22 protein-coding genes are annotated in these 23,816 nt (G+C 64.0%); 10 read left to right on the top strand and 12 right to left on the bottom strand.

Annotated elements, in window-relative coordinates:
• Window positions 1–136 precede the first annotated feature (136 nt).
• The 3 genes from ACB030_RS15815 to bioH all read right to left on the bottom strand — a co-directional run bounded on the left by ACB030_RS15815 (window position 137) and on the right by bioH (window position 2,064).
• A complete protein-coding gene (locus ACB030_RS15815) occupies window positions 137–898 on the bottom strand; it encodes a putative metalloprotease CJM1_0395 family protein (RefSeq protein WP_371161076.1) in 762 nt (253 codons plus the stop codon).
• A 96-nt stretch (window positions 899–994) separates the two neighbouring features.
• Entirely contained in the window at window positions 995–1,228 is a 234-nt protein-coding gene (locus ACB030_RS15810) for a flagellar hook protein FlgE (protein ID WP_025325378.1), read from the bottom strand.
• 71 nt (window positions 1,229–1,299) lie between these two features.
• Window positions 1,300–2,064 (bottom strand): pimeloyl-ACP methyl ester esterase BioH, encoded by a 765-nt coding sequence (gene bioH / locus ACB030_RS15805; RefSeq protein WP_371161075.1) that lies wholly within the window; start codon window positions 2,062–2,064, stop codon window positions 1,300–1,302.
• A gap of 38 nt (window positions 2,065–2,102) precedes the next feature.
• On the opposite strand from bioH, the gene ACB030_RS15800 reads away from it, so the two are divergent.
• Together ACB030_RS15800 and nfuA are read left to right on the top strand one after the other, a co-directional pair.
• Complete coding sequence (locus tag ACB030_RS15800; protein ID WP_371161073.1) at window positions 2,103–2,831, top strand: ComF family protein; 729 nt, start codon at window positions 2,103–2,105, stop codon at window positions 2,829–2,831.
• Between the two features lie 159 nt (window positions 2,832–2,990).
• Window positions 2,991–3,569 carry a Fe-S biogenesis protein NfuA gene (nfuA, locus tag ACB030_RS15795; RefSeq protein WP_033129997.1) on the top strand — a complete coding sequence of 193 codons (579 nt, stop codon included), beginning with the start codon at window positions 2,991–2,993 and terminating at the stop codon, window positions 3,567–3,569.
• Window positions 3,570–3,638: 69 nt separating this feature from the next.
• Here the strand turns inward: nfuA and gpsA are convergent, their stop codons facing one another.
• From gpsA to ACB030_RS15780, 3 genes are read right to left on the bottom strand one after another with little or no spacing between them, the layout of a single operon-like run.
• Window positions 3,639–4,643 carry an NAD(P)H-dependent glycerol-3-phosphate dehydrogenase gene (gpsA, locus tag ACB030_RS15790; RefSeq protein WP_205642701.1) on the bottom strand — a complete coding sequence of 335 codons (1,005 nt, stop codon included), beginning with the start codon at window positions 4,641–4,643 and terminating at the stop codon, window positions 3,639–3,641.
• Window positions 4,644–4,645: 2 nt separating this feature from the next.
• The gene (gene secB / locus ACB030_RS15785; protein ID WP_005328525.1) at window positions 4,646–5,116 is read right to left on the bottom strand and encodes a protein-export chaperone SecB; all 471 of its coding nucleotides are present in this window, start codon (window positions 5,114–5,116) and stop codon (window positions 4,646–4,648) included.
• 47 nt (window positions 5,117–5,163) lie between these two features.
• Window positions 5,164–5,595: a rhodanese-like domain-containing protein gene (locus ACB030_RS15780; RefSeq protein WP_025325373.1), complete on the bottom strand. Its 432-nt coding sequence runs from the start codon at window positions 5,593–5,595 to the stop codon at window positions 5,164–5,166.
• A gap of 337 nt (window positions 5,596–5,932) precedes the next feature.
• Here ACB030_RS15780 and gpmM point away from each other — a divergent pair, with 337 nt between their 5' ends.
• Complete coding sequence (gpmM, locus tag ACB030_RS15775; RefSeq protein WP_371161069.1) at window positions 5,933–7,462, top strand: 2,3-bisphosphoglycerate-independent phosphoglycerate mutase; 1,530 nt, start codon at window positions 5,933–5,935, stop codon at window positions 7,460–7,462.
• 9 nt (window positions 7,463–7,471) lie between these two features.
• Window positions 7,472–8,875, top strand: coding sequence for a peptidoglycan DD-metalloendopeptidase family protein (locus ACB030_RS15770; RefSeq protein ID WP_371161067.1), 1,404 nt, complete (start codon window positions 7,472–7,474; stop codon window positions 8,873–8,875).
• A 185-nt stretch (window positions 8,876–9,060) separates the two neighbouring features.
• Here ACB030_RS15770 and ACB030_RS15765 read toward each other — a convergent pair whose 3' ends face one another.
• Window positions 9,061–9,711, bottom strand: coding sequence for a Qnr family pentapeptide repeat protein (locus tag ACB030_RS15765; protein ID WP_371161065.1), 651 nt, complete (start codon window positions 9,709–9,711; stop codon window positions 9,061–9,063).
• Window positions 9,712–9,800: 89 nt separating this feature from the next.
• On the opposite strand from ACB030_RS15765, the gene ACB030_RS15760 reads away from it, so the two are divergent.
• Window positions 9,801–10,808: a substrate-binding domain-containing protein gene (locus tag ACB030_RS15760; protein ID WP_025325369.1), complete on the top strand. Its 1,008-nt coding sequence runs from the start codon at window positions 9,801–9,803 to the stop codon at window positions 10,806–10,808.
• Window positions 10,809–10,937: 129 nt separating this feature from the next.
• Window positions 10,938–11,327 (top strand): nuclear transport factor 2 family protein, encoded by a 390-nt coding sequence (locus tag ACB030_RS15755; RefSeq protein ID WP_371161063.1) that lies wholly within the window; start codon window positions 10,938–10,940, stop codon window positions 11,325–11,327.
• Here ACB030_RS15755 and ACB030_RS15750 read toward each other — a convergent pair.
• From ACB030_RS15750 to ACB030_RS15735, 4 genes are all read right to left on the bottom strand, one after another.
• Window positions 11,316–12,008, bottom strand: a complete 693-nt coding sequence (locus tag ACB030_RS15750) for a helix-turn-helix domain-containing protein (RefSeq protein WP_371161061.1) — start codon at window positions 12,006–12,008, stop codon at window positions 11,316–11,318. The genes ACB030_RS15755 and ACB030_RS15750 overlap by 12 nt on opposite strands.
• Before the next feature lie 140 nt (window positions 12,009–12,148).
• Window positions 12,149–12,790, bottom strand: coding sequence for a bifunctional 4-hydroxy-2-oxoglutarate aldolase/2-dehydro-3-deoxy-phosphogluconate aldolase (locus ACB030_RS15745; RefSeq protein ID WP_106885248.1), 642 nt, complete (start codon window positions 12,788–12,790; stop codon window positions 12,149–12,151).
• 23 nt (window positions 12,791–12,813) lie between these two features.
• Window positions 12,814–14,610 carry a phosphogluconate dehydratase gene (edd, locus tag ACB030_RS15740; protein WP_371161059.1) on the bottom strand — a complete coding sequence of 599 codons (1,797 nt, stop codon included), beginning with the start codon at window positions 14,608–14,610 and terminating at the stop codon, window positions 12,814–12,816.
• A 61-nt stretch (window positions 14,611–14,671) separates the two neighbouring features.
• Complete coding sequence (locus ACB030_RS15735) at window positions 14,672–15,181, bottom strand: gluconokinase (protein ID WP_025325364.1); 510 nt, start codon at window positions 15,179–15,181, stop codon at window positions 14,672–14,674.
• Between the two features lie 164 nt (window positions 15,182–15,345).
• Here ACB030_RS15735 and ACB030_RS15730 point away from each other — a divergent pair, with 164 nt between their 5' ends.
• The 4 genes from ACB030_RS15730 (at window position 15,346) to ACB030_RS15715 (ending at window position 22,779) form a co-directional block, all read left to right on the top strand.
• Window positions 15,346–16,707: a GntP family permease gene (locus ACB030_RS15730; RefSeq protein WP_371161056.1), complete on the top strand. Its 1,362-nt coding sequence runs from the start codon at window positions 15,346–15,348 to the stop codon at window positions 16,705–16,707.
• A 153-nt stretch (window positions 16,708–16,860) separates the two neighbouring features.
• Window positions 16,861–18,210, top strand: coding sequence for a CDP-diacylglycerol--serine O-phosphatidyltransferase (gene pssA / locus ACB030_RS15725; protein ID WP_371161054.1), 1,350 nt, complete (start codon window positions 16,861–16,863; stop codon window positions 18,208–18,210).
• 289 nt (window positions 18,211–18,499) lie between these two features.
• Window positions 18,500–20,569 (top strand): ATP-dependent DNA helicase RecG, encoded by a 2,070-nt coding sequence (recG, locus tag ACB030_RS15720; protein ID WP_371161052.1) that lies wholly within the window; start codon window positions 18,500–18,502, stop codon window positions 20,567–20,569.
• Between the two features lie 143 nt (window positions 20,570–20,712).
• A complete protein-coding gene (locus tag ACB030_RS15715; protein WP_371161050.1) occupies window positions 20,713–22,779 on the top strand; it encodes an AsmA-like C-terminal region-containing protein in 2,067 nt (688 codons plus the stop codon).
• A 53-nt stretch (window positions 22,780–22,832) separates the two neighbouring features.
• On the opposite strand, the gene ACB030_RS15710 is transcribed toward ACB030_RS15715, so the two are convergent.
• Complete coding sequence (locus tag ACB030_RS15710) at window positions 22,833–23,741, bottom strand: bifunctional GNAT family N-acetyltransferase/hotdog fold thioesterase (RefSeq protein ID WP_025325359.1); 909 nt, start codon at window positions 23,739–23,741, stop codon at window positions 22,833–22,835.
• Window positions 23,742–23,816: the final 75 nt, after the last annotated feature.

Genomic DNA, 23,816 nt, shown 5'->3' with positions numbered 1-23,816 from the left:
TGTGGGAAGAGAGAGAGTAGATGTTGAAAGGCTTGGGTATCCATGATGGAGGCCCTCAGGGTGATGACCTACTTCAAGAGTAGTCTTCCAACACGTAATTTGGACAGCGCCCTTTGAATCCGCCGGAACCAGCCTCTCAGATATCCTGGCTGAAGCTCTGGCGAGGAGCGGGCCTGACCGCCTGCTGGTAGTGCTGGGCTATCACTTGATTGCGCCTGTCCATATAGGCGCCGAGCGGCCCGATTGCCGCGCCCTTGACCTCCATCAACTCCTTGCGAGCCTGGGCCTCTTTGACGGTGGCGGCGCGGGCCACGCTCAGATCCTGCGACGAGGGTTCTGCCGGTGCCAGGGCGGCGGCACGCACCTGCTGCATCTTGGCGAGGGTGGCAGCAGGATCGCCATGAACGACACCGATATCGATGGCCACCTCGCCCCCGGTGGCGTAACGCTTGCCATCCGGCCCCCGGGAAAACTGGTAGCTGGGGCTGCCCGCATGCTCGCCGCCTGCCATCTGGTGCGCCTGCTCGTGCTTGCGCACCTCGAGATCCCGCTCAACCAGCGCGGCCAGCTGGCGTTGCTGCCGCTGTTGCTCCTGCTGCTCGGGATCCTGCTGCTGCCGGCGCTGGCTCTCCTCCCCCGTGGCCTCGACGAAGCGATGGGACGGGGTCGTCGGGCTGGCCTGCGCGTTATCCCGGGTCGAAGCGGCAGGCGGATTGGAATTGGCCTGGGCGGCTCTGGACTTGTCTTTCTGGGAGGCGACGCCGGACTCGGCGTTGGAGGCCTCGCTCTGGCGGCTGGGGGGAACCAGCTCAGCACGGCGGTTGTCAGTCTGCGCCGATTCAGTCTGCGGTTGCAGCTGATTGGGGATAAAGGACGGCAGACTGACGTTGATATTCATCTCACACCCTGATGTCGGTCAAGATCCCCGCCCATATCAGCCTGCGGCTGCAGTTGATTCGGAATGATGGGCGGCAGGCTGACGTTGACGTTCATCTCACACCTTGATGTCTATCAGGGTGCCCAGCATGTCGCTGGCGGTCTGGATCACCTTGGCGGAGGCGCCGGCATGCAGCTCGGCCACCTTGAGATTGACCAGTTCATCCGTCACCTGTACCTGGTCACCCGCCGGGGTGTTGAGGCGGGCGAGCTGGCCGGATGCCTGACCGGCCAGTTGCTCGGCCCGCTGGAATCCCTGTACGCCCGTGGTCATGGCAGAATCGATACGCATCGGCTCACTCCTTTCATGGTTGGCTGATTATTCACCAGCTTGCGGAATTATTGAAGCCTTCCGCTCACTTTTCAGCCGACAAACTGCCGCACCATGTCGATGAACTGGGCCGGGTGGGAGATAAAGGGGGCGTGGGAGGCCTTCTCCAGCACCAGGCTGCGGCTAGCGGGGTAGCGCTCGTCCAGCAGCGGTATGGCCGCCTTGGGCACCAGGGAATCCAGCCGGCCATAGATGCGCAGCCAGGGCAGATCCAGGCCGACCAGCGCATCCCGCAGATCCACATCGGCCAGCAGGCCGAGACCTGCATCCAGCGCGGCAAGCCGGGGAGCCGGACGCTCCGCCAGCCAGTGGCGCAACTGGCGAATGTCGTTTCTGGCATGCTCGCTGCCCATGGCCTGGATCGCCAGGAAGCGCTCTATGGTCTGCATGAAGTCCCCCGCCAGCATCTGGTTGAAGCCGGTCAGTACCTTGGGGGCTATCCCCGGCCACTCATCCCGGGCCATGAAGCAGGGGGAGCTGGCGACCGTGATGAGGGAGTGGAGGCGCTCGGGCCGGGTCAGGGCCAGCTGGCTCGCCACCAGGCCGCCGAGGGACCAGCCGAGCAGATGGCATTTTTCCGGCAGGACGGTGGCGACCTGCTCCGCCAGCCAGGGCAGGGTGTACTCACTCCCCTCGGCCAGAGGGCTGTTGCCAAACCCGGGCAGGTCCACCAGGTGCAACCGATAGTGGGCCGCCAACTGCTGGGCAATACCGTGCCAGACAGCACCATTCATGCCCCAGCCATGCAACAACACCAGGTCCTGACCCTGGCCAAACCGCTCAACCGATACGCTCATCTAGACTCAAGATCCCTGTTCATCTACTTGGAGCCTGCATGTTAAAGCGGCTGCTCGCCAAAGCAAGTCCGATCCTCGGCAGCCGGTCCGACTGGCTCGGCCTCTGCCTGCTCTGTCGCCAGCCCTGTGATGACCAGCCTCTGTTGTGCAGCTGGTGTCAGCACTCCCTGCACCAGCCTTGCCGCAAATGCAGGCTGTGCGCGACCCCCTTGCCAGAGCACCACGAAGGAAACGAGCCGCTGTGCGGACGCTGCCAGCGCAGGCCGCCGCCCTGGGAGCGGCTGCAGGTGATAGGCGACTATCAGCTCCCCTACTCCCTGCTCATACCCCGGCTGAAATACTCCGGCCAGATCCTGCTGGCGCCGCTGCTCGCTCGCCTGCTGGCCGACCATCTGGAGGGAGACGATCCTCCCGAGGCCATCATCCCCGTCCCCCTGCACTGGTGGCGCCAGTGGTGGCGCGGCTTCAATCAGGCAGAGGAGATAGGAACCGCCCTCGGCGAGCTCACAGGCATCCCCTGCGACACCCGGCTGCTGCGCAGGATCAGGGCCACTGCGCAGCAAACCCGGCTCAGTGCCGGCCAGCGGCGGCGGAACCTGCGCGGCGCCTTCCAGATAGCGCCCCACCATTACCGTCACGTGGCCCTGCTCGACGACGTGGTCACCACGGGAGCCACCGCAGGTCAGCTCAGCCGTTTACTCCATAAAAGTGGCGTTGAGACGGTGGAAGTGTGGGCGCTTTGCCGCACACAGAGGCACATCAAATAGCCGGGACGGCATGGAGAGGAAGAAAAAGCGGTCTGGCGCCTTGTCATGCGCTTGTTGCGCTCAGGGTCACACCGGGTAGCCATCGACACGCTACCCAAGCCCCGCCAAGCGAGTTATCATGAATACCCTAGTCGTACACTCAGGTTTATGAGGATAGTGATGATCAGCATTTCCGACACCGCCCAGGCCCACTTCCGCAAGTTGCTGGAAAAGCAGCCTGATGGCACCAACATCCGGGTGTTTGTGGTCAATCCGGGAACCCAGAATGCCGAGTGCGGCGTATCCTATTGCCCACCCGACGCGGTCGATCCGGAAGATCAACACCTGCCCTTCAGCGGCTTCGACTGCCTGGTCGATCCCCTGAGCGCTCCTTACCTGGTCGATGCCACCATCGACTTCGTCACCGATCAGATGGGCTCCCAGCTCACCCTCAAGGCGCCCAACGCCAAGATGCGCAAGGTGGCCGACGATGCGCCCCTGGCCGACCGCATCGAGTACGTACTGATGTCTGAAGTGAACCCCATGCTGGCCGGTCACGGTGGCAAGGTGACCTTGATTGACATTACCGACGACAAGCTGGCGATTTTGCAGTTTGGTGGTGGTTGCAACGGCTGTTCTCAGGTGGATTACACCCTGAAAGAGGGGATCGAGAAGCAGCTGCTGGAGAAATTCCCGGGTGAGCTCAACGGCGTGAAGGATGCAACCGAGCACCAGCGTGGCGATCACTCCTACTATTGATTTGCTGCCCTGCGGCAAAGAAAAGGCCCCGCCAGCTGGCGGGGCCTTTTGCATTCTGCGGCGGGCAGATCACTCGTCCTTCTTGTCTCGCGACAGCAAGGCGATGGCCGCCTCTTTCGGGTTCTTGCCTTCGTACAGTACCTTGAAGATCTGCTCGCAGATGGGCATCTCGACGCCGCAACGGGCCGCCAGCAGATGCACCTCCTTGGTGTTGCGATAGCCTTCCACCACCTGACCTATCTCGGTCATGGCGGTGTCCACCGACTTGCCGGCCCCGAGGGCCAGACCGAAGCGACGGTTGCGCGACTGGTTGTCGGTGCAGGTGAGCACCAGATCCCCGAGCCCCGCCATCCCCATGAAGGTCTTGGCATCCGCCCCCAGCGCGGCACCGAGGCGCTGCATCTCCACCAGACCCCGGGTGATGAGCGCGGTTCTGGCGTTGGCACCAAAACCCAGCCCGTCGGAGAGACCGGCGCCGATGGCGATGACGTTCTTGACCGCCCCGCCCAGCTGCAGACCGATGAAATCCGGATTGGTATAGACCCGGAACGAGCGGCCGCAGTGCAGCAGTTGCGAGAGATCGTCGGCGAAGTCGTCGTGGGTCGACGCCACCGAGATGGCGGTCGGCAGGCCGGCGGCCAGCTCGCGGGCGAAGGTCGGACCCGAGATCACCGCCAGCGGGATAGTCTCCCCCAGCACGTCACGGGCCACGTCCTGCAGCAGGCGGCCGCTGTCCGGCTCCAGCCCCTTGGTGGCCCAGGCGATACGGGTATCGGGGCGCAGGAAGGGTTTAACCCGGGCCAGCACCTGACCGAACACATGGCTCGGCACCACCAGCAGCAACACGGGAGCAGCCTGCACCGCAGCTTGCAGATCCGCAGTCAGCTGCAGATCGGCGGGGAAAGGGGCATCAGGCAGAAATGCCTTGTTGCAGCGATCCTGTTCCAGCTCGGCGACATGGGCGGGATCATGACCCCACAGCAGGGTCGGATGGCCGTTGCGCGCCAGAGAAATGGCAAGGGCGGAGCCATAAGACCCCGCCCCCAAGACCGAGATTGCGATCTGGTCGGCCATTATCAGGCTTCCGCAGTCGCCTGCTGGGCCTGAACCTGTGCCATGTGCTGGGCAAACAGGGCGTCGAAGTTGACCGGTGCCAGGTTCAGCTGCGGGAAGGAACCCTTGCTCACCAGGTTGGCCACGGCTTCGCGGGCATAGGGGAACAGGATGTTCGGGCAGAAGGCGGCCAGGCAGTGTGCCAGCTGCGGCTCCGGCAGGTTGCCGATGGTGAAGATACCGGCCTGCTGTACTTCACACAGGAAGGCGGTCTCGGTTTCCAGCTTGCAGGTCACGGTCAGGGTCAGCACGACCTCGTACACGCCGTCAGCCAAGACATTGGTCTTGGTGTCCATGTCCAGCTTGACGTCCGGCTGCCACTCTTTCTGGAAGATGTGCGGAGTATTGGGGGCTTCGAAGGAGACATCCTTGGTGTAGACACGCTGGATGTGGAATTCCGGTTGCACTTCCTGGTTGTTGATTTCGTCAGCCATTTCGTTTGATTCCTTTTTAAGATAATGAGTGGGCGCAGGCCCTTAAATCAGCGTTTTTTGGTCACCGGCAGATTATCTGCACGCCATTGGGCCATGCCACCGCTGAGCACATATACCTGCTTGAAACCGGCTTTGCTCAGTTGGCGACCCGCGCCACCAGCGGTCATCCCCGACTCGCACACCACTATGATGGGGGCATCTTTATGCTTTTCAACCGGCCCCAGATTGTTCGCCTGGATCTGGGTGAGGGGCAGGTGATGGGCGCCGGCCAGATGACCCTTGGCAAACTCATCCTGACTGCGAATGTCCACCACAGTGGCATTTTCACGGTTGATCAGCAGGGTGGCGCCGTGATTGTTCACCGCCTTCACCGGAGAAAAACGAGCACGCACAGTGGTATACACCAGGGTGCCTGCCAGGCCCAACCAGGCTGCGGTCAGCAGCGGGTTGCGGGCCGCAAAATCCAAATACTCTTGCATCTTCTACTATCCAGGGACCAAGACAAGGGCCCGAGTATACATGGGGCCCTTGATAAGATCAGCCATCTTGGCGGCAAAGCGAGAGCAAGCTCCCATCAGGGATTGCCCGCCCCCAGACCGCCTTGGGGAGGGGGCCGCCACCCGCCTCGGAAGAGAGGTGCCAGGGGGAGGAACGTGCACAAAGACAAGCCGGCAACATGCCGAAAACAGTGGGATAACAGTTAAAAAGCGAGGCTAGAGAAGGACTTGGCTATCAGGTGACTATTTCGGCAGATGTAGTAATATTACGCTAGTTTCACTTCCCGCAATTCATTCCTATCCGAGAGGACATAGTCTTATGTCAACAGCTAAGAAACCTTTGGTTCTGGTCATCATGGACGGTTGGGGCTACAGCACCAAGCAAGAGCACAACGCCGTTGCCGCCGCCAAGACCCCGAACCTGGACCGTCTCGCCCGTGACTACACCAGCACCCTGATCTCCGGCTCCGGCCTGGACGTGGGTCTGCCGGACGGCCAGATGGGCAACTCCGAAGTGGGCCACGTCAACATAGGCGCCGGTCGCATCGTCTATCAGGAGCTGACCCGCATCTCCAAAGACATCCAGGACGGCGACTTCTTCCAGAACGTCGAGCTGGGCAAGGCTGTTGACGCCGCCGTGAGCAAGGGCAAGGCCGTGCACATCATGGGCCTGATGTCCCCGGGTGGCGTACACAGCCACGAAGAGCACATCATGGGCATGATCGAGATGGCCGCCAAGCGTGGCGCCGAGAAGATCTACTTCCACGCCTTCCTGGATGGCCGCGACGTGCCGCCGCGCTCCGCCCAGTCCTCCATCGAGCTGTTCGACGCCCTGTTCGCCCGCCTGGGCAAGGGTCGTTTCGCCTCCATGATCGGCCGCTACTTCGCCATGGACCGTGACAACCGCTGGGATCGCGTGCAGCAGGCCTATGACCTGATGACCCAGGGCAAGGGCGAGTTCACCGCCGAGAGCGCCAGCGAAGCCCTGGCTGCCGCCTATGCTCGCGACGAGAACGACGAGTTCGTCAAGGCCACCCGCATCGGTGAAGCGGCGCCAATGGAAGATGGCGATGCGCTGATCTTCATGAACTTCCGTGCCGACCGCGCCCGCGAGATCACCCGCGCCTTCGTCGACAGCGACTTCACCGGCTTCGCCCGTGCCGCCACCCCGGCCCTGAACTTCGTGATGCTGACCGAGTACGCGGCCGACATCAAAACCGCCTGCGCCTACCCGCCCACTGCCCTGGTCAACACCCTGGGTGAATGGCTGGCCAAGCAGGGCAAGACCCAGCTGCGCATCTCCGAGACCGAGAAGTACGCTCACGTCACCTTCTTCTTCAACGGTGGCGAAGAGTCCTGCTTCACCGGCGAAGACCGCGAGATCGTCGCCAGCCCGAAAGTGGCCACCTATGACCTGCAGCCGGAGATGAGCTCCGAAGAGCTGACCGACAAGCTGGTCGGCGCCATCAAGAGCGGCAAGTACGACGTCATCATCTGCAACTACCCGAACGGCGACATGGTTGGCCACACCGGTGTGTTCGATGCGGCCGTCAAGGCCTGCGAAGCCGTTGACCACTGCATCGGTCGCGTCACCGAGGCGCTGGCCGACGTGGGTGGCGAATGCCTGATCACCGCCGACCACGGCAACGCCGAGAAGATGCTGGACGAAGAGACTGGTCAGGCGCACACCGCCCACACCAATCTGCCGGTTCCCCTCATCTATTTCGGTCGCAAGGCCGAGGTGCTGGAAGGGGGCAAACTGTCCGATCTGGCCCCGACCATGTTGACTCTTATGGGTCTGCCGGTCCCGCCGGAAATGACTGGCAAGCCCCTGATGATTCTGAAATAATCCTGCCCCATGCGGGGATGCGAAGTTATTTCACAGAAAACCAGTCGCGTCGGCCTGTTGGCCGGCGCGCTGTTTTTTTGCCTGATCGGCGGTGCCGACACGGCCCAGGCTGCCAACCAGCAGCTGGGGGCCATGCAGTCCGAGATCAAGGAACAGCAGAAGACCCTCAAGCTCAGCAAGCAGGAGCTTGCCAAGCTCAACACCCAGCTCAAGGCCGACGAGCAGGCCATCTCGGCCGCCGCCGCCAAGCTGGATCAGACCCGGCTGCAACTGAAGCAGAACCAGCAGAAGCTGGCAGCTCTGCAGCAGGACAAGCTGGCGCTGGAACAACAAGCCAAACACCAGAAACAGTTGCTGGCCAAGCAGGCGGAAAGCGCCTTCCAGGCGGGCAACCACGACTACCTCAAACTGCTGCTCAACCAGCAGGATCCGGCCAAGCTGAGCCGCTCTCTCGATTACTACGACTATCTCAACAAGGCCCGCATCGAGGCCATAGACGCCCTGCGCGCCACCCGCAACAAGCTGGCGAAAAACCAGCTGGCCACCAAAGAGACCGAGACCAGGCTGCAGACCCTGCTGAGTGAACAGCAGGAGCATCACCAGAGCCTGCTGGCCAGCCAGCAGAGCCGTGCCAAGGTGCGCAACCAGTTGCAGCAGTCGGTGCAAAACGACGAGCAGAAGCTCACCAAGCTGGTCAAGGCGGAGAAGGCCCTGAAGGCCCGACTGGAAGAGCTCCGCCGCCAGCAGGAAGAGAAGGAACGCCGCGAGCGGGCCGAGCGGGAGCGCCTCGCCAAGATCAAGGCCGAGCAGGAACGCCAGCGCCGCCTGGAGGCCCAGCGCCTGGCCGCCGAGCAGAAGCGGATTGCCGAACAGCAACGGATCGCGGCCCAGCAGCAGAAGGCGGGCGAACAGCAGCGGCTCGCCGCCGAGCAGCAGAGAGTCACCGAACAGCAGAACCGGGTGGCGAAGCAACAAGCCGCCGCGCGCAGCAGCAGCACCAAGGCAAGTGGCGGCTACAACGGCCTCAGCACCAACGGCAGCCTGCGCTGGCCGGTACAGGGCCCCATCCTCATCTCCTACGGCTCGCCCCGCACCGCCGAACTGAAGTGGAAGGGCACCCTGATAGGCGCAAGCGAGGGGACCCAGGTCAAGGCGGTGGCGCCTGGTCAGGTGGTCTATGCGGACTGGCTTGACGGCTTCGGCATGCTGCTGGTGATAGACCACGGCCGCGGCTACATGAGCCTCTACGGTCACAACCAGTCGCTGCTGCGTCAGGTGGGTCAGAGCGTGGAGCAGGGCGAACCCGTGGCCCTGGTCGGCGACAGCGGCGGTCAGGACAGACCCGGCCTCTACTTCGAGATCCGCTATCAGGGCGAGGCCATCAACCCGACCAAGTGGCTGGCCAGACGCTGAGTCCACTTTGGCGGGGCCCTCAACCCGGCCCACGACAGCTGGCCAGACGCTAAGCCCCTGCTGACGGGGCCAAACGCCTATCACTCTTCAAACAAAAAGCCTGCATCACGCAGGCTTTTTGCTTTGCAGGGGAAGAGCCGCACCGCCCGTCCTGGTTGGTGAAAACTTACATCGTTTTCCCCGTCTCAGGGGAAGACGATCAGGCCTATCTGCTCCAGCAGGGTCTGCTGCTGCTCCTCGTTTATCCGCACCCCGTCCAGGTTGACCCGGCGCAGATCCAGCCCGGGAAGATCGCACTGGCGCAGATCGCAGCCCTGCAGGTTGAAGCTGGTCCAGTCGATCTGGCCAAACTCGGAGCCGCTGAGATCGGATCCCGCCAGGGAGGCCCCCAGCAGGCTGGCCCCCTGCCAGCGGTTGCCGCCGAGCTCGCACTTCTCCAGCAGGCAGCCGTCGAAGTTGGCGTAGCTGAAATTGTTTCCCGTAAGATGGGCCTCGCAGAAGTAGCTCTTGGCGGTGATCTGGTTGGCGAAGCTGGCGTGGGCGAAGTTGATGCCCATGGCCTGGCAGTCGCGCATCTCCAACCCCAGACACCGGCTGCGACTGAGATCCGCCAGGGTGAGATCGCAGCGCAGAAAGCTCGCTTCGCGCAAATCGCAGCCCTGCAACTGGCAACCGAGCTCGCGTTCCCGCTCATAGAGGCTGCAGTCGATGAAGCGGCTATCGCTCAGATCCAGCCAGGAGAAGTTGCAGTCGATAAAGCGGCACTCCGAGAACTGCTCCCCCTCCACCTCCTGCTGCTCGAACCTTTTCCCCTCGAAACACTTGCCCTTGATCATCCCCAGCCTCTCCTGTGATGGCGTCATATGCTGACTTTGTTGCGCAAAAACGGTAATGTTACCTGTAACATTCTTTGCCGGATCCCGAGATGAACGACACCCGCAAGCGCCGCCCCACACTGCAGGACATCGCCGACCTGACCGGGGTCACCAAGATGACCGTCAGCCGCTACCTGCGTGACCCGTCCGCCGTGGCCGAAGGCACCCGTGAGCGGATCGCCGCGGCGGTGGAGGAGCTCGGCTACATCCCGAACCGGGCGCCTGACATGCTCTCCAACGCCACCAGCAAGGCGATCGGCATACTGATCCCCTCTCTCTCCAACCAGGTCTTCTCGGCGGTGATCCACGGCATAGAGGCGGTGACCAGGCCCGCCGGCTACCAGACCCTGCTCGCCCACTATGGCTACAGCCCGGAGCGGGAGGAGGAGCAGGTTGCCTCCCTGCTCTCCTACAACGTGGATGGCCTCATCCTCTCGGACACCCAGCACACGGAGCGCACCCGCAAGATGATCGCCACCGCCGGCATTCCCGTGGTGGAGACCATGGATCTGCCGCTCTCCCCCATCGACATGGTGGTCGGCATGGATCACCGTGCCGCCGCCCGCGCCATGGTAACAGAGATGCTGCGCCGGGGACGGCGCAAGGTGGTCTACCTGGGGGCGCGCCTCGACGTGCGTACCCAGCTGCGGATGGAGGGCTACTACCAGGCGATGGCGGACTTCGGCCTGGATGGCCAGCACCTGCTGACCGAACAGGCCTCCAGCTTCACCCTGGGTGGCCAGCTGCTGGAGCAGGCCATGGCCCGCTACCCCGATCTCGACGGCCTGTTCTGCACCAACGACGACGTTGCTGTCGGCGCCCTGCTGCAGTGCCAGGCCAAGTGGATACCCGTGCCCCAGCAGATCGCCATCGCCGGCTGCAACGCCCTCGACATAGGCCACGCCATGACCCCCAAGCTGGCCAGCATCAGCACACCCCGCGAGGCCATAGGTCGCGAGGCGGCCGCCATGCTGCTGGCCAGGCTCAATGGGCAACCCCAAGCCGAGCACCGCAAGGACATGGGCTTCTCCCTCTATGAGGGGGAGAGCCTGGGCTGATCCCGCCCCTTCACACCCACCCGGCGCCACCTTGGCGCCTGTGGCCGCCATGATGGCGCGTCCTCCCGGGATCCCTCCCTGCTCACTGACTTATGCTGGCGCAGCTTGTCCCACATTCAGGAGCAGAAGATGAACAACACCGAAAGATTGAAGACCTGCCTGCAGCGCGTCATCTGCGATCCCGGCTTCACCCTGGCCGAGCTCGACACCTGGTTCAGCCCCGACTATTGCCAGCAGGTGAATGGCGAGACCCTCGACTACGCCGCCTTTCGCCAGCATATCGCCGCCTTGAGAGGCCATCTGGCCGAGGCCGCCATCGAGTTTGTCGCCACCCTGGAGCTGGGGCAGCGGGTACATTCCACCCATCTGGTTCGAGCCACCCGCCAGGATGGCGGTACCCTGGCCTGCAAGGTGAGCGGCCTCTTCACCTTTCGCGATGGCCGGCTCTGTCACACCGAGGAGGTCACCTGCCTGCTGGCGGGGGGCAAGGAGGACGCAGACATAGGCTCAAGGCGCTGAGCCCTGGCCCTGCACCCGCGCCAGGGCAGCCGAGAAGGCCTCGGGATCCTCATAGCCGAGGATCCCGGCAATCTGGGAAGGCGCCATCCCCTGGTGTTGCAACTGACGGGCCCGCCCCATCAGCACCCGCTCCCGCCACCGGCGGAAACTGCACCCCAGCTGCCGGGCAAAGAGGCGATTGAGGGTGCGCACCGAGGCGCCGCAGTCACGGGCCAGCGCCTCCAGCGTCATCTTGACGGAGGGATCCTGGCACAGCTTCTCCAGCACCCGCAGCAGGCGCGGATCCAGATCCGCTGCCAGGGGGAGCTGCCCCGCCAGCGGAGCGGCGAGTCCCAGCTCGTGGCGTAGCACCCTCAGATAGGCGTCCCGCGTCTCTCCCTCCCCCAGCTCAGGCAGGCGGGCGAAGAGACCCGCCAGCATGGGGCTCACCTGCAGCTGGCTGAAAGTGGTGCATGCCGGTTGCGGGCTGTAGAGCAGCGAGAGCCGGGAGTGGCGCAACACGCGAAACTCGTGGGCCCAGCCGGCGGGGATCAGGCAGAGCTGGCCGGCCACCAGCAAGCCGCCCCCATCGTGACCTGTGATGACGCCGCCGCCCTGGTGCAGATAGCAGTATTGGGCCTGGGAGTGGCTGTGCAGGGCGGTGAGGTGCCCCAGCGGGTAGGAGTGATGAAGAAAGCTCATAAGGGGCGGCAGCGTGAGGAACCGACCCCGACCTTAAGACAGCCGGCGGCGCCATGTAAATGGCTTTCCGGCCTCCCGGAGCCGGAAAAACAACAGGCCACCCTTGGGTGGCCTGTTCAATTTATCTAAACGATGGGCGCTTAGCGTTTAACCATTTCAACCGCTTCGCGGGAGAGGCGGGTCACCTCCTCCCAGTTGCCGCTCTTGACCGCATCGGCGGGCAGCATCCAGGAGCCGCCGACCGTGGCCACGCATTTGAGCGCCAGGTAGTCGGCCACGTTTTTCGGGCCTATGCCGCCGGTGGGGCAGAATTTCACCTGGGGCAGGGGCGCGGCAATGGCAGAAAGTGCCTTGGTGCCGCCGTTCGCCTCGGCCGGGAAGAATTTCAGGTGGTCGTAGCCCGCTTCCAGCGCCTGCATCACCTCGGACGGGGTAGCCACCCCCGGGATCAGCGGTGCCGTGCTCCTGGCCGCGTGGGCCAGCAGGGCCGGGGTCATCCCCGGGGAGATGACGAAGCGGGCACCGGCGGCCACGGCGGCGTCAAACTGTGCGCAGTTGAGCACAGTACCGGCACCGACCATGGCATCCGGCATCGCCTTGGCGATCAGGGCGATGGCGTCGAGGGCCACCGGGGTGCGCAGGGTGATCTCGAACACCGAGATGCCGCCATCCAGCAGCGCCTTGGCCATCGGCAGGGCCTGCTCCAGGTCGTTGATGACCATCACGGGCACCAGCGGAGAGGCGGCAAACACCTCGGCAGGGGTCACTTTCCAGTTCTGCATAGCTCTTCCTCAGTCAAAGGCTCTTAGTCAAAAATAGTGGCGCCGCACTCGGCGCTCGATACCGCGCGACGCATCACGCTGAACAGTTCACGGCCCCACCCCTCTTGTTCCAGGGTGAGATCGATCTCGGCCTGGGTGCGGCCGCTCAAATCGGTCAGGCAGTCGAGGCGGCCGCTGTCGGCATCCACCCGCAGCAGATCGCCATCCTGTAACAGGCCTATGGCCCCGCCGTGCAGCGCTTCCGGGGTGACGTGGATGGCGGCCGGGATCTTGCCGGAGGCACCGGAGAGGCGACCGTCGGTGACCAGGGCCACCTTGTGGCCGGCCTTCTGCAGGTTGCCGAGCACAGGCATCAGCTTGTGCAGCTCCGGCATGCCGTTGGCGGCAGGGCCATTGTGGCGCACGACGATGACGGCGTCCTGATTGAGCTCGCCGGCCTTGTAGGCCGCCTCCACCGCATGCTGGGAGGAGAAGACCCGGGCCGGCGCTTCAATCACCCTGTATTCGGGGGCAACCGCCGAGACCTTGACCACGGCGCGGCCCAGGTTGCCACTGAGCAGCTTGGTGCCGCCGGTGGCCTGGAACACGCTGCCAGCGACGGAGAGCACGCTCGGATCCGTGCTCTCCCCCACCGGCTGCCACACCAGCTTGCCATCCACCAGCGCGGGACGGCTGAGGTAATCCTGCATCTCGCCAAACACCGGGGTGGCATCCAGGTGGATCAGGTCCGCCTCCGCCAGACGGCGCATCAGGCCGGGCACGGCGCCCGCCTGCTCGAAGGCGTTCACGTCCGCCGGGCCGTTCGGGTACATGCGCACCAAGAGCGGCACCACGTCGGAGAGATCGCTCAAGTCGTCCCAGGTCAGCTCCAGGCCGGCGGCGCGAGCCAGCGCCACCATGTGGATGCTGTGGTTGGTGCTGCCACCGGAGGCGAGCAGGGCCACCAGGCCGTTGACCAGGGCGCGCTCGTCCAGCACCTGGCTCAAGGGGCGGTAGGCCGGGGAGCCCGGGATCATGGCGCTGATGCGGCGGGCAGCCTCTTCGGTGAGGGCCTGGCGCAACTCGCTGTGGGGGTGCACGAAGGCGGAGCCCGGCAGCATCAGGCCCATGGCCTCGAACACCAGCTGGTTGGTATTGGCGGTGCCATAGAAGGTGCAAGTGCCGGCCGAATGGTAGGCGCCGCACTCCATCTTCAGCAGGGCATCGCGCCCAACTTCACCGGCGGCGTACTGCTGGCGCACCTTCACCTTCTCGTCGTTGCCTATGCCGCTCGCCATGGGGCCGGCGGGCACGAAGGCGGTGGGCAGGTGAGCATGGGAGAGGGCCCCCATGATCTGGCCCGGGGCTATCTTGTCACAGATGCCGAGCAGCAGGGTGGCGTCGAAGGTGTTGTGGGAGAGGGAAACCGCGGTGGCCTGGGCGATGAGATCCCGGGAGAAGAGGGACATGTCCATCCCCGGCTGGCCCTGGGTCACGCCGTCGCACATGGCGGGCACGCCGCCGGCGACCTGGGCGCTGTGGCCCAGCTCGGCCAGCGCGCCCTTGATGATGTCCGGATAGCCCTGATAGGGCTGATGGGCGCTCAGCATGTCGTTGTAGGCGGTGACTATGGCCACGTTGGCGCGGGTCATGTCGAGGATGCGCCCCTTGTCGTCACAGCTGGAGGCGGCCACGGCGTGGGCCAGGTTGCCACAGGAGAGGGAGGCGCGGGTCTTGCCCTGCTCGGTCTGGCGCTGGATGCGGGCCAGGAAGGCCTGGCGGCGGGCGACACTGCGCTCGCGGATGCGGCGGGTCACTTCGGTGATCACGGGATGGGTCATAGGATTGTCTCCAACACGGAAATACGGGCGCGATCGACAGGGGCCGGGATCGCGAAATGGCTCATTGCACCTGTGCCAGGGCGGTGACGGCGCGGTCAACCACCTGCTCGAAGGTGCCATCTATGTCGACGCGAAACACACCGGCCTCGCCATCCGGCCGCTCCAGGGTCTCGAACTGACTCTTTACCATGCCTTCCCGCATGAAGTGGCCCTTGCGTGCCCGCATCCGGTCGAGAATGAGGGACTGGCTTCCGTCCAGAAACAGGAAGTGCACCGACTCGTTGCCCTCGCGGATCTGGTCGCGGTACTGCTTCTTGAGGGCCGAGCAGACGATGACGCCCAGCTCGTTCTTCTGCTCCAGGCTGTAGGCCGCATCGCGGATCCGCTCCAGCCAGGGCGCCCTGTCTTCGTCGTTGAGAGGGTTGCCGCCCGCCATCTTCTGGATGTTGGCGCGGGGGTGCAGATCATCACCGTCGATGAACTTGGCGCCCAGGGCGCTGGCCACCTTGAGGCCTATGCTGGACTTGCCACTGCCACACACACCCATCACGATAATGCTCTTGCCCGCCATTATTTGACCTCTCTCTCACTTTTCAAAAAACGTTTACCTGATGGGTTCTAAGTTAGCACGTTACCGGTAACATGTTACCGGTAACGTTGCGCAATGTGAAGTGGAGCACAGAAATGTGCAGAACAACTACTAGAACCATTTGAGGACATTTTATGGACGGAGCGATGAACACACCCGATGTCGCCTACCTGCTCTCGGTAGCCGCTGGCGCTATCGTCATGCTGCTGGTGCTGATCATGCGATTCAAGGTACATGCCTTCGTGGCATTGACCCTGGTCAGCATGCTGACGGCCCTGGCCACCGGGGTCACCTATGACCAGGTGATCCCCACCATGCTGACCGGTTTCGGCGGCACCCTGGCCTCGGTCGCGCTGCTGGTTGGCCTGGGGGCCATGATAGGCAGGATCCTGGAGATGACGGGGGGCGCCAAGGTGCTTGCCGACACCCTGATCAACCGCTTCGGCTCCCACCGCGCCCCCTTCGCGCTGGGGATCGCCTCCCTGCTATTCGGCTTCCCTATCTTCTTCGATGCCGGCCTCATCGTCATGCTGCCCATCATCTTCAGCGTGGCCAAGCAGTTCGGCGGCTCAGTCCTCAAATATGCCCTGCCCTCCGCCGGTGCCTTCGCGGTGATGCACGCCTTCCTACCACCCCACCCGGGCCCGGTGGCCGCCAGCGAACTGCTGGGTGCCAACATAGGGCTGCTCACCGTCGTGGGTCTGCTGGTCGCGCTGCCGACCTGGTATCTGGGTGCCTATCTGTTCGGGCTCTGGTCCGGCAAGAAGTTTGAGCTGCCCCTGCCCCCGAGCTTCACCGAGACCGCAGAGCGACTCTCCGACAAGGCGCCGAGCTTCGGCCAGGTGCTCTCCATCCTGCTGCTGCCACTGGTGCTCATCTTCATGGATACCGGCCTCAATACCCTGGGCGTCATGGGGGTGATCGACAAGGGGGCGGACTGGGTCAACGTGCTGCGCATGGTTGGCAAGACCCCGGTGGCCCTGCTCATCACTGTGCTCTATGCCCTCTGGCTGTTCCGCCAGACCCAGGGCAAGGTGCAGCTCGAGAAGTTCTGCAACGACGCCCTGGCCCCGGTCTGCGCCGTCATCCTGGTGACGGGTGCCGGTGGCATGTTCGGCGGCGTGCTGCGTGCCAGCGGCATCGGCACAGCCCTGGCCGACGTGCTGTCCGACACTGGCATGCCGGTGATCCTGGCCGCCTTCCTGGTCTCCACCGCGCTGCGGGTGGCCCAGGGCTCGGCCACGGTAGCCCTGACCACCACGGCCGCCCTGATGGCGCCGACGGTCGCGGCCACGGCCGGGCTGAGCGATCTGGACCTGACCTTTATCGTCATCGCCATCGCCGGTGGGGCAACCGTGCTCTCCCACTTCAACGACTCCGGTTTCTGGCTGGTCAGCCGCTTCCTCAACATGGACGAGAAGACCACCCTCAAGACCTGGACAGTGATGGAGACACTGCTCGGTACCATCGCCTTCCTCATCGTTGCCATGGCAAGCATCGTCTTCTAACTCCCCTATATCGGGGCCCCGTCCGGCGGCCCCGATATGGCGTGCCATCGACATTTTTACGGATTCTTGCTTGGGCCCACCGCCACAGGTTGCTAGAATTGCCTATTCATCGCCCCGAGTGGAACGCTTCATCCCGTGATTTCAGGCTTCTCTATGCATTCATCGGCACATTATCGACAGTTGCTGGCACGTTTACCCCAGATCGCGGTTGCCGCAGATCAGTTCCAGGTACTCAACAGCGCCAAAGATTTCAAGAGCCGTATCCTCTCGCTCATCGCCAACGCGACCCAGCGTATCTATCTGATCGCCCTCTACCTGCAAGATGACGAGGCGGGACGGGAAATCCTCTGTGCCCTCTACGCCGCCAAGCAGCGCAACCCCGCCCTCGACATCAAGGTCTTCGTCGACTTCCACCGCGCCCAGCGCGGCCTGATCGGCAAGGGCAAACAGGGTGGCAACCACCTGATGTATCAGGCCATGGCCGCCCGCCATGAACACCAGATCGAGATCTACGGCGTGCCGGTCAAGGGCCGCGAGCTGCTCGGCGTCCTGCACCTCAAGGGCTTCATCTTCGACGACATCCTGCTCTACTCGGGTGCCAGCCTCAACGACATCTACCTGCACCAGCAGGAGCGCTACCGCTTCGATCGCTATCACCAGATCCACAGCCAGGCCCTGACCCGCAGCATGGTCAACTACGTGGATGACGTCTTCCTCAAGAGCGAGGCCGTGCAGCGGCTGGATCGCCCAGGCATTCCGGGCGCCAAGCAGCTCAAGGGGCAGATCCGCCGCTTCAAGCACAACCTGCGCACCAGCCAGTACAGATTCGAGAGCATACCGGCCAACAGCCAGGAGATCGCCATCACCCCCATGGTGGGCCTGGGCAAACGCGGCAACCAGCTCAACCGGATGATCCGCAACCTGGTACGGGCCACCGAGCGGGAGATCTTCATCTGCACCCCTTACTTCAACCCCCCCAAGGAGTTGAACAAGGACGTGGAAGCCCTGCTCAAGCGCGGCTGCAAGGTGACCATAGTGGTGGGCGACAAGACAGCCAACGACTTCTTTATCCCGCCGGAGGAGAAATTTTCCACCATAGGTGGCCTGCCCTATCTCTACGAGACCAACCTGCGCAAGTTTGCCGAGCGCAACCAGCACCACATCGACAGCGGCCGTCTCAACCTGATGCTCTGGTGCTGCGACAAGAACTCCTATCACCTCAAGGGGATCTTCGTGGACCAGGAGTGGGCCCTGCTCACCGGCAACAACCTCAATCCCCGCGCCTGGGCACTGGATCTGGAGAACGGCCTGCTGGTCCATGACCGCCACCACCACCTGCGCGAGCGCTTCCAGGAGGAGCGCGACTGCATCCTGGCCCACACCCGTCGCATCAGCCACTTCGATCAGATCGAGCAGATCAAGGATTACCCCGAGCAGGTGCGCAAGCTGCTTGCCCGGATCCACAGGGTCAGGGCCCATATCCTGCTCAAGCGAATCATCTAACGGGCCGTCGGCCTCCTCTACTGGCGCAATACCCCTGATGATGCGGGTTCCTTCCCCCTTCTCCCCTCGCGGGAGAAGGGCCGGGGATGAGGGGTGAAGAGCAGGCCCTCTCTCCTGAGCATGGCGACATAACCAGAAATCCCCCTCCCCCTGCCCTACCCTGCCCTCACCCAGAGGGAGAGGGAACAGATCTCAAAACCACGACGGCTCGCAGCAACGCGGCTTGCATCGAAGACGCAACAACCCCTATCATCTGGACATATTTACAGTGTTTTCGGGCATCTAATTGATGAAATTGGATAAAATTCCTCTCGATAGCCTCAAGGGCGTCGGCAGCAAGATGCTGGAGAAGCTCGAGCGGCTGGGGCTGGCCACGGTACAGGATCTGCTGTTCCACCTCCCCCTGCGCTACGAGGACCGCACCCAGGTGTGGCCCATCGGCGATCTGCCCCCCGGACTGCACGGCGCCGTCGAGGGCGAAATCCAGGACACCCAGCTGGTCATGGGGCGCCGCCGCATGCTGGTGTGCCGCATCAGCGACGGCACCGGCAGCCTGACCCTGCGTTTCTTCAATTTCACCGCCGCCCAGAAGAACAGCCTCGCCCAGGGCCGGTTGATCCGCTGCTTCGGCGAGGCCCGTCCCGGCAAATACGGGCTGGAGATGGCCCACCCCGAGTACAAGCTGCTCGGCGAGGAGCAGGCCGGTCAGACCGAAGAGGCGCTCACTCCCGTCTACCCGACCACCGAAGGCTTGCGCCAGCTCAGCCTGCGCAGCCTCACGGATCAGGCGCTGGCGCAGCTCGATCTCTATGGCGTGGAGGAGCTGCTGCCCGCCGGCCTCTACCCCCAGCAGATCGACCTCGCCGCCGCCCTGAAGCTGCTGCACCGTCCGCCCCCCTCGGTGGCGCTTGCCCTGCTGGAGAGCGGCCAGCACCCAGCCCAGCAGCGACTGGTGCTGGAAGAGCTGCTGGCCCACAACCTCTCCGTCCTCAAGGTGCGCGCCCAGGCGCAGACCCAGCTCGCCCGCACCCTCAAGCCTGCACCGGCTCTGGTGGAAAAGCTGCTAAGCGCCCTGCCCTTTACCCCCACCGGCGCCCAGAACCGGGTGGTGGCCGAGATAAGCCGGGATCTGCAACGCAGCCACCCCATGATGCGGCTGGTGCAGGGGGATGTGGGCTCCGGCAAGACGCTGGTCGCGGCCTTGGCGGCGCTGCAAGCCATAGGCAACGGCTGCCAGGTGGGGCTGATGGCGCCGACCGAACTGCTGGCCGAACAGCACGCCGTCAACTTCGCCAACTGGCTGGAACCCCTCGGTATCAAGGTGGGCTGGCTGGCGGGCAAGCAGAAGGGCAAGGCGCGGGAGGAGGCGCTGGCCGCCATCGCCGATGGCAGCGTCAAGATGGTGGTGGGCACCCACGCCATCTTCCAGGAGCAGGTGGTGTTCCAGCGCCTGGCCCTGGTGATCATCGACGAACAACACAGGTTCGGGGTGCACCAGCGCCTCGCCCTGCGCGAAAAAGGGGAGCGGGAGGGGGTGCATCCCCATCAGCTCATCATGACCGCCACCCCCATTCCCCGCACCCTGGCAATGACCGCCTATGCGGATCTCGACACCTCGGTCATCGACGAGCTGCCGCCCGGCCGTACCCCCATCACCACTGTCGCCCTGCCGGACAGCCGCCGTCAGGATGTGATCGAGCGGGTCAAACTCGCCTGCGAGGAGGGCAAGCAGGCCTACTGGGTCTGCACCCTGATCGAGGAGTCCGAGGTGCTGGAGTGCCAGGCCGCCGAAGACACGGCAGCCGAGCTGCAAGCCCGGCTGCCCGGCCTGCACATAGGCCTGGTCCATGGCCGGATGCGCCCGGTCGAGAAGCAACGGGTAATGGAAGAGTTCAAGGCGGGCATCTTGCAACTGCTGGTTGCCACCACCGTCATCGAGGTGGGGGTGGACGTCCCCAATGCCAGCCTGATGATCATCGAGAACCCGGAGCGGCTGGGGCTGGCCCAGTTGCACCAGCTGCGCGGCCGGGTCGGCCGGGGCTCGGTGGCCTCCCACTGCGTGCTGCTCTACCATGCCCCCCTCTCCAAGACGGCCCAGAGCCGGCTCGGGGTGCTGCGAGAGACCAACGACGGCTTCCTGATCGCCCAGCGGGATCTCGAGTTGCGCGGCCCGGGGGAACTGCTCGGCACCCGCCAGACCGGGTTGGCGGATCTCAAGATCGCCGATCTGGTGCGCGACCAGCCGCTCATTCCCCAGGTGCAGAAGATGGCACGCTTCCTGATGGACAAGCACCCGAACCATGTCGAACCCTTGATACGGCGCTGGCTCGGCCTGCGGGATCACTATTCCAATGCCTGACCCAGGGATGTGCAGAAGATGGTCCGATTTCCTGATGAATAGGCACCCGAACCACGTCGAGCCCTTGATCCGCCGCTGGCTCGGCCTGCGGGATCACTACTCAAACGCCTGACAACAACCCCCAAAACAGGAGGAAAGCATCCATGAATTCCTGGCTACGCGCCCTGCTCTATCTGTTTGCCTTCCTGCTGCTGTTCGTCTGGGTCGGCCTCGGCCTGTTCGACGCCGAACGGGCCAAGGGCCCCATCGCCAGCTGGATCAGCCAGCAGACCGGGGTGCCTGTCACCATAGGGCGGCTGGTGTTCAATCCGCTTCACCCCTACACCCTGCTGGCGGAGCAGGTGCAATACGGGGATGCGGTGCAGCTGGAGAAGATCTATCTGGAGATAGACAACATCGACTGGCTGAACCGGAACGTGCGCATCGCCCACCTGGATCTCATCCGCCCCGTCATCAAACTGCCGCTGCCGAACCAGCTGCCGACCCTGCCGGTGCACTCCCTCACCATCAGCGACAGCACCATAGACAACCTGAGCCTGCAGAGCGAGGCCCTGACCCTGCGCGGTCTGAGTGCCACCCTGAGCGACTGGGAGCTGATCGATCCGAAACGTCAGCCCCAGGCCAACCTGACCCTGGGCATCAACCAGTTGGAGACGCCGCAACTCACCCTGGCCAGCCTCAACCTGAAGGGACGGCTGGAGGGGCAGGTGCTGAGCACGGACCAGCTGACCACCAAGCTGTTCGACGGCGGGCTTGCGACCGGCATGGTACTGAACTGGCCGGATCGCAGCCTGCAACTGCACGCCTTGAAGGCCCGTGGCATGCGCGTCGAGCTCGGCGACTTCGAACAGGGTGAATTCCCACTGCGCCGCATCACCCTGGATCGGGGCCAGCTCGATCGGGTCAGCGTCAATGCCATAGAGCAGGAGCTCTCCCTCAACAACTTCAGCGGTCAGCTCACCGCCTTCGACTGGCAGGCGGGCAGCCAGCCAAGCGGCTATCTCTCCGGTACCCTGTCAGATCTCGGCCGCGGCCTGTTCCAGCTGGAAGCCATCGAGGGCAAGCTCGCCTTCTCCCCCCGGCAGATCGAGGCCGAGCTGCAGGGCAAGGCATACGAAGGGGAGTTCAATGTCGAGCTTGCCCTCGACACCCAACTGCAAAAACTGACCCTCAAGGACATGGCCCTGAGCGGCATGGACATCAGCCTGCCGGAAGGGTGGTGGCAGGAGTGGCAGGGCTGGCGCCCGCAGCAGATCGATGTGCGCAAGCTGGCCTTCGACAGGCTCAAGGTGCTCTCCTTCGACGACACCCTGCCCCTCTCCCTGACCGGTTGGCAGCTCTATCTGAGCGATCTCAGCCTGAGGAACAACCAGCCTGGCCCGCTGCTCGGTCGTACCCGCATCGAGAGCAAGTGGTTCGAGCTGGTGTGGGATGGCCTGAGTGCCCGCAACGGCGTGCTGGACGGGGAGCTGACCCCGAGCGCCTGGCAGCTCAACAGGCTCAGCAGCGAACTGCCGGATGAGGGCTCCCTCAGCCTCAGCGGTCAATGGGGCAAGGTGCCCGGGCAGGAGAGCCGCCTGCAACTGCGGGGCAAGCAGCTGGATCTGGAGAAATGGGGCGAACTGCTCCATGCCCCCGTCTCGCTGGCGGGCAAGGTGGATCTGGAGACGGATCTGCAGGCCGATCTGGCCACGCAGCCGGAGCAGGCCCCCGGCAACTGGCGCCGCACCTTGCAGGGCAGCCTGAGCCTGGAGGCCAGGGATCCTTTCTGGGACAAGGTCGGGATAGACCCCCTGCTGGATAACTGGTTCAAGGAGGCGGCTCCGCCCACCCTGACCCCCGAGACCCTGTGGCAGGCGATGCAGCAGGGGGATACCCCCTTCTACCACATCAAGCTGAAGGCCAGGGCTGAGCAGGGCAAGCTGCAGATCGAGCAGGGCGGGGCCTCCACCATCACCCACCTGCTCGGGTTGCAGGGCGGGGTCGATCTCGCCAGCGACCAGTGGCAGCTGGATCTCGGCGTGCTGAACAAGCGGCGCTGTGCCGAGCTGCTGGCGCGCTGGCGAGGCCCCCTTGAGAGCCCGGCCCTTGAATGGCGCTTCCCGAGCGGGGAAGCCACTTGCGACTGGGAGACTGGCGTACGCTACCCGGCCCAGGGGCGAAGCGGCCCGCTCCGGCGACCGCAGACGCCCGCCACCGCGGCGCAATGACGAACAAGGCCTCATCATGAGGCCTTGTTGCTAACGGATGTCGGGCGACGGGTTCAGTGCCCCGCCCGCTTGATGGGCAGCACCACGTACTGGCCGACAAACTCAACCGCCAGCTTGCGGCCGCTGAACAGCTGCACCCGCAGGCTGAACTTGGCGGACTCCCCGTTCTTTAGCGGCGCCAGCACGGCGGGCATCCCCTCCCGGGCGACCCTGGCCTCAGGCTCCTCGCTCACCGGTCTGTAGTATTTGATGTTGCCCTCCGCCAGCACAGTATCCCCGCCCAGACCGGCCTCCTTGAGCTGCAGCCAGATGAGGCCCCAGCCCGCCAGCACGCACTGGCTGTAAATGCTGCCGGCGAACATGGTGTCGTGGACGTTGAGGTTGGCCGCCAGGTTGGCCTTGAGGTGGAAGGTCTGGCCATCGTAGTGGGTGATGTGCACCCCCATCTTCTCGCTGATGGGGATCCCCCTCGACCAGCGGGTGGTGAGATCCTGACACCACTCGGGGCGATACTGTATGGTCTGCAGCGGACTGATGGATTTGATCATCTGACGATGGGGAATGCGGCCGAAGGAGACGGGCCCCTCACCCACCTCGAGAAAGCCGCACCTGCGATAGAACTCCACCGCCTCCTGGCGTGCGTTCATCACCAGCCGTTTCACCTTCTCGTCACGGGCCAGCTGTTCGAGATCCTCCACCATGCGGGCCCCCAGCCCCTGACCGCGAAACTCCGGGCGCAGCGCCATAAAGCGTATCTGGGCCTCGTCACCCCCGATGAAGAGGCGGCCGACGGCGATGGGGGTGCCATCTTCGGCCAGCATCAGCCGATGGATGGCGACGGTATCGTATTCGTCACGCTCGGAGCCCACGGGCAGATTGAAGGGCTTGCGCAGGAGTTCCCAGCGTAACTGGTAGTAGGCATCCAGCTCGGCTGGGGTTTGGGGGGTAACTACCCGGTACATAAAGAGATCCTTGAGTTTGCGCCGACGGGCAGATTGAAGAGCTTGCGCACCAATGCCTCCCAGCGCAGCTGGTAG

The organism is Aeromonas sp. S16(2024) (assembly GCF_041403065.1).
Lineage (GTDB): Bacteria > Pseudomonadota > Gammaproteobacteria > Enterobacterales > Aeromonadaceae > Aeromonas.
This window is presented reverse-complemented; position numbering and strand designations above follow the sequence as displayed.

Bases quoted from the DNA above. Each gene is read 5' to 3' on its own strand.
- ACB030_RS15760 (WP_025325369.1), top strand. From the start codon at position 9,801: ATGAACGACACCCGCAAGCGCCGCCCCACACTGCAGGACATCGCCGAC.
- edd (WP_371161059.1), bottom strand. From the start codon at position 14,610: ATGACCCATCCCGTGATCACCGAAGTGACCCGCCGCATCCGCGAGCGC.
- gpmM (WP_371161069.1), top strand. From the start codon at position 5,933: ATGTCAACAGCTAAGAAACCTTTGGTTCTGGTCATCATGGACGGTTGG.
- nfuA (WP_033129997.1), top strand. From the start codon at position 2,991: ATGATCAGCATTTCCGACACCGCCCAGGCCCACTTCCGCAAGTTGCTG.
- ACB030_RS15735 (WP_025325364.1), bottom strand. From the start codon at position 15,181: ATGGCGGGCAAGAGCATTATCGTGATGGGTGTGTGTGGCAGTGGCAAG.
- ACB030_RS15770 (WP_371161067.1), top strand. From the start codon at position 7,472: ATGCGGGGATGCGAAGTTATTTCACAGAAAACCAGTCGCGTCGGCCTG.
- secB (WP_005328525.1), bottom strand. From the start codon at position 5,116: ATGGCTGACGAAATCAACAACCAGGAAGTGCAACCGGAATTCCACATC.
- ACB030_RS15715 (WP_371161050.1), top strand. From the start codon at position 20,713: ATGAATTCCTGGCTACGCGCCCTGCTCTATCTGTTTGCCTTCCTGCTG.
- ACB030_RS15755 (WP_371161063.1), top strand. From the start codon at position 10,938: ATGAACAACACCGAAAGATTGAAGACCTGCCTGCAGCGCGTCATCTGC.
- gpsA (WP_205642701.1), bottom strand. From the start codon at position 4,643: ATGGCCGACCAGATCGCAATCTCGGTCTTGGGGGCGGGGTCTTATGGC.
- ACB030_RS15800 (WP_371161073.1), top strand. From the start codon at position 2,103: ATGTTAAAGCGGCTGCTCGCCAAAGCAAGTCCGATCCTCGGCAGCCGG.
- ACB030_RS15730 (WP_371161056.1), top strand. From the start codon at position 15,346: ATGAACACACCCGATGTCGCCTACCTGCTCTCGGTAGCCGCTGGCGCT.
- ACB030_RS15765 (WP_371161065.1), bottom strand. From the start codon at position 9,711: ATGATCAAGGGCAAGTGTTTCGAGGGGAAAAGGTTCGAGCAGCAGGAG.
- recG (WP_371161052.1), top strand. From the start codon at position 18,500: ATGAAATTGGATAAAATTCCTCTCGATAGCCTCAAGGGCGTCGGCAGC.
- ACB030_RS15815 (WP_371161076.1), bottom strand. From the start codon at position 898: ATGAATATCAACGTCAGTCTGCCGTCCTTTATCCCCAATCAGCTGCAA.
- ACB030_RS15780 (WP_025325373.1), bottom strand. From the start codon at position 5,595: ATGCAAGAGTATTTGGATTTTGCGGCCCGCAACCCGCTGCTGACCGCA.
- ACB030_RS15750 (WP_371161061.1), bottom strand. From the start codon at position 12,008: ATGAGCTTTCTTCATCACTCCTACCCGCTGGGGCACCTCACCGCCCTG.
- ACB030_RS15810 (WP_025325378.1), bottom strand. From the start codon at position 1,228: ATGCGTATCGATTCTGCCATGACCACGGGCGTACAGGGATTCCAGCGG.
- ACB030_RS15710 (WP_025325359.1), bottom strand. From the start codon at position 23,741: ATGTACCGGGTAGTTACCCCCCAAACCCCAGCCGAGCTGGATGCCTAC.
- ACB030_RS15745 (WP_106885248.1), bottom strand. From the start codon at position 12,790: ATGCAGAACTGGAAAGTGACCCCTGCCGAGGTGTTTGCCGCCTCTCCG.
- bioH (WP_371161075.1), bottom strand. From the start codon at position 2,064: ATGAGCGTATCGGTTGAGCGGTTTGGCCAGGGTCAGGACCTGGTGTTG.
- pssA (WP_371161054.1), top strand. From the start codon at position 16,861: ATGCATTCATCGGCACATTATCGACAGTTGCTGGCACGTTTACCCCAG.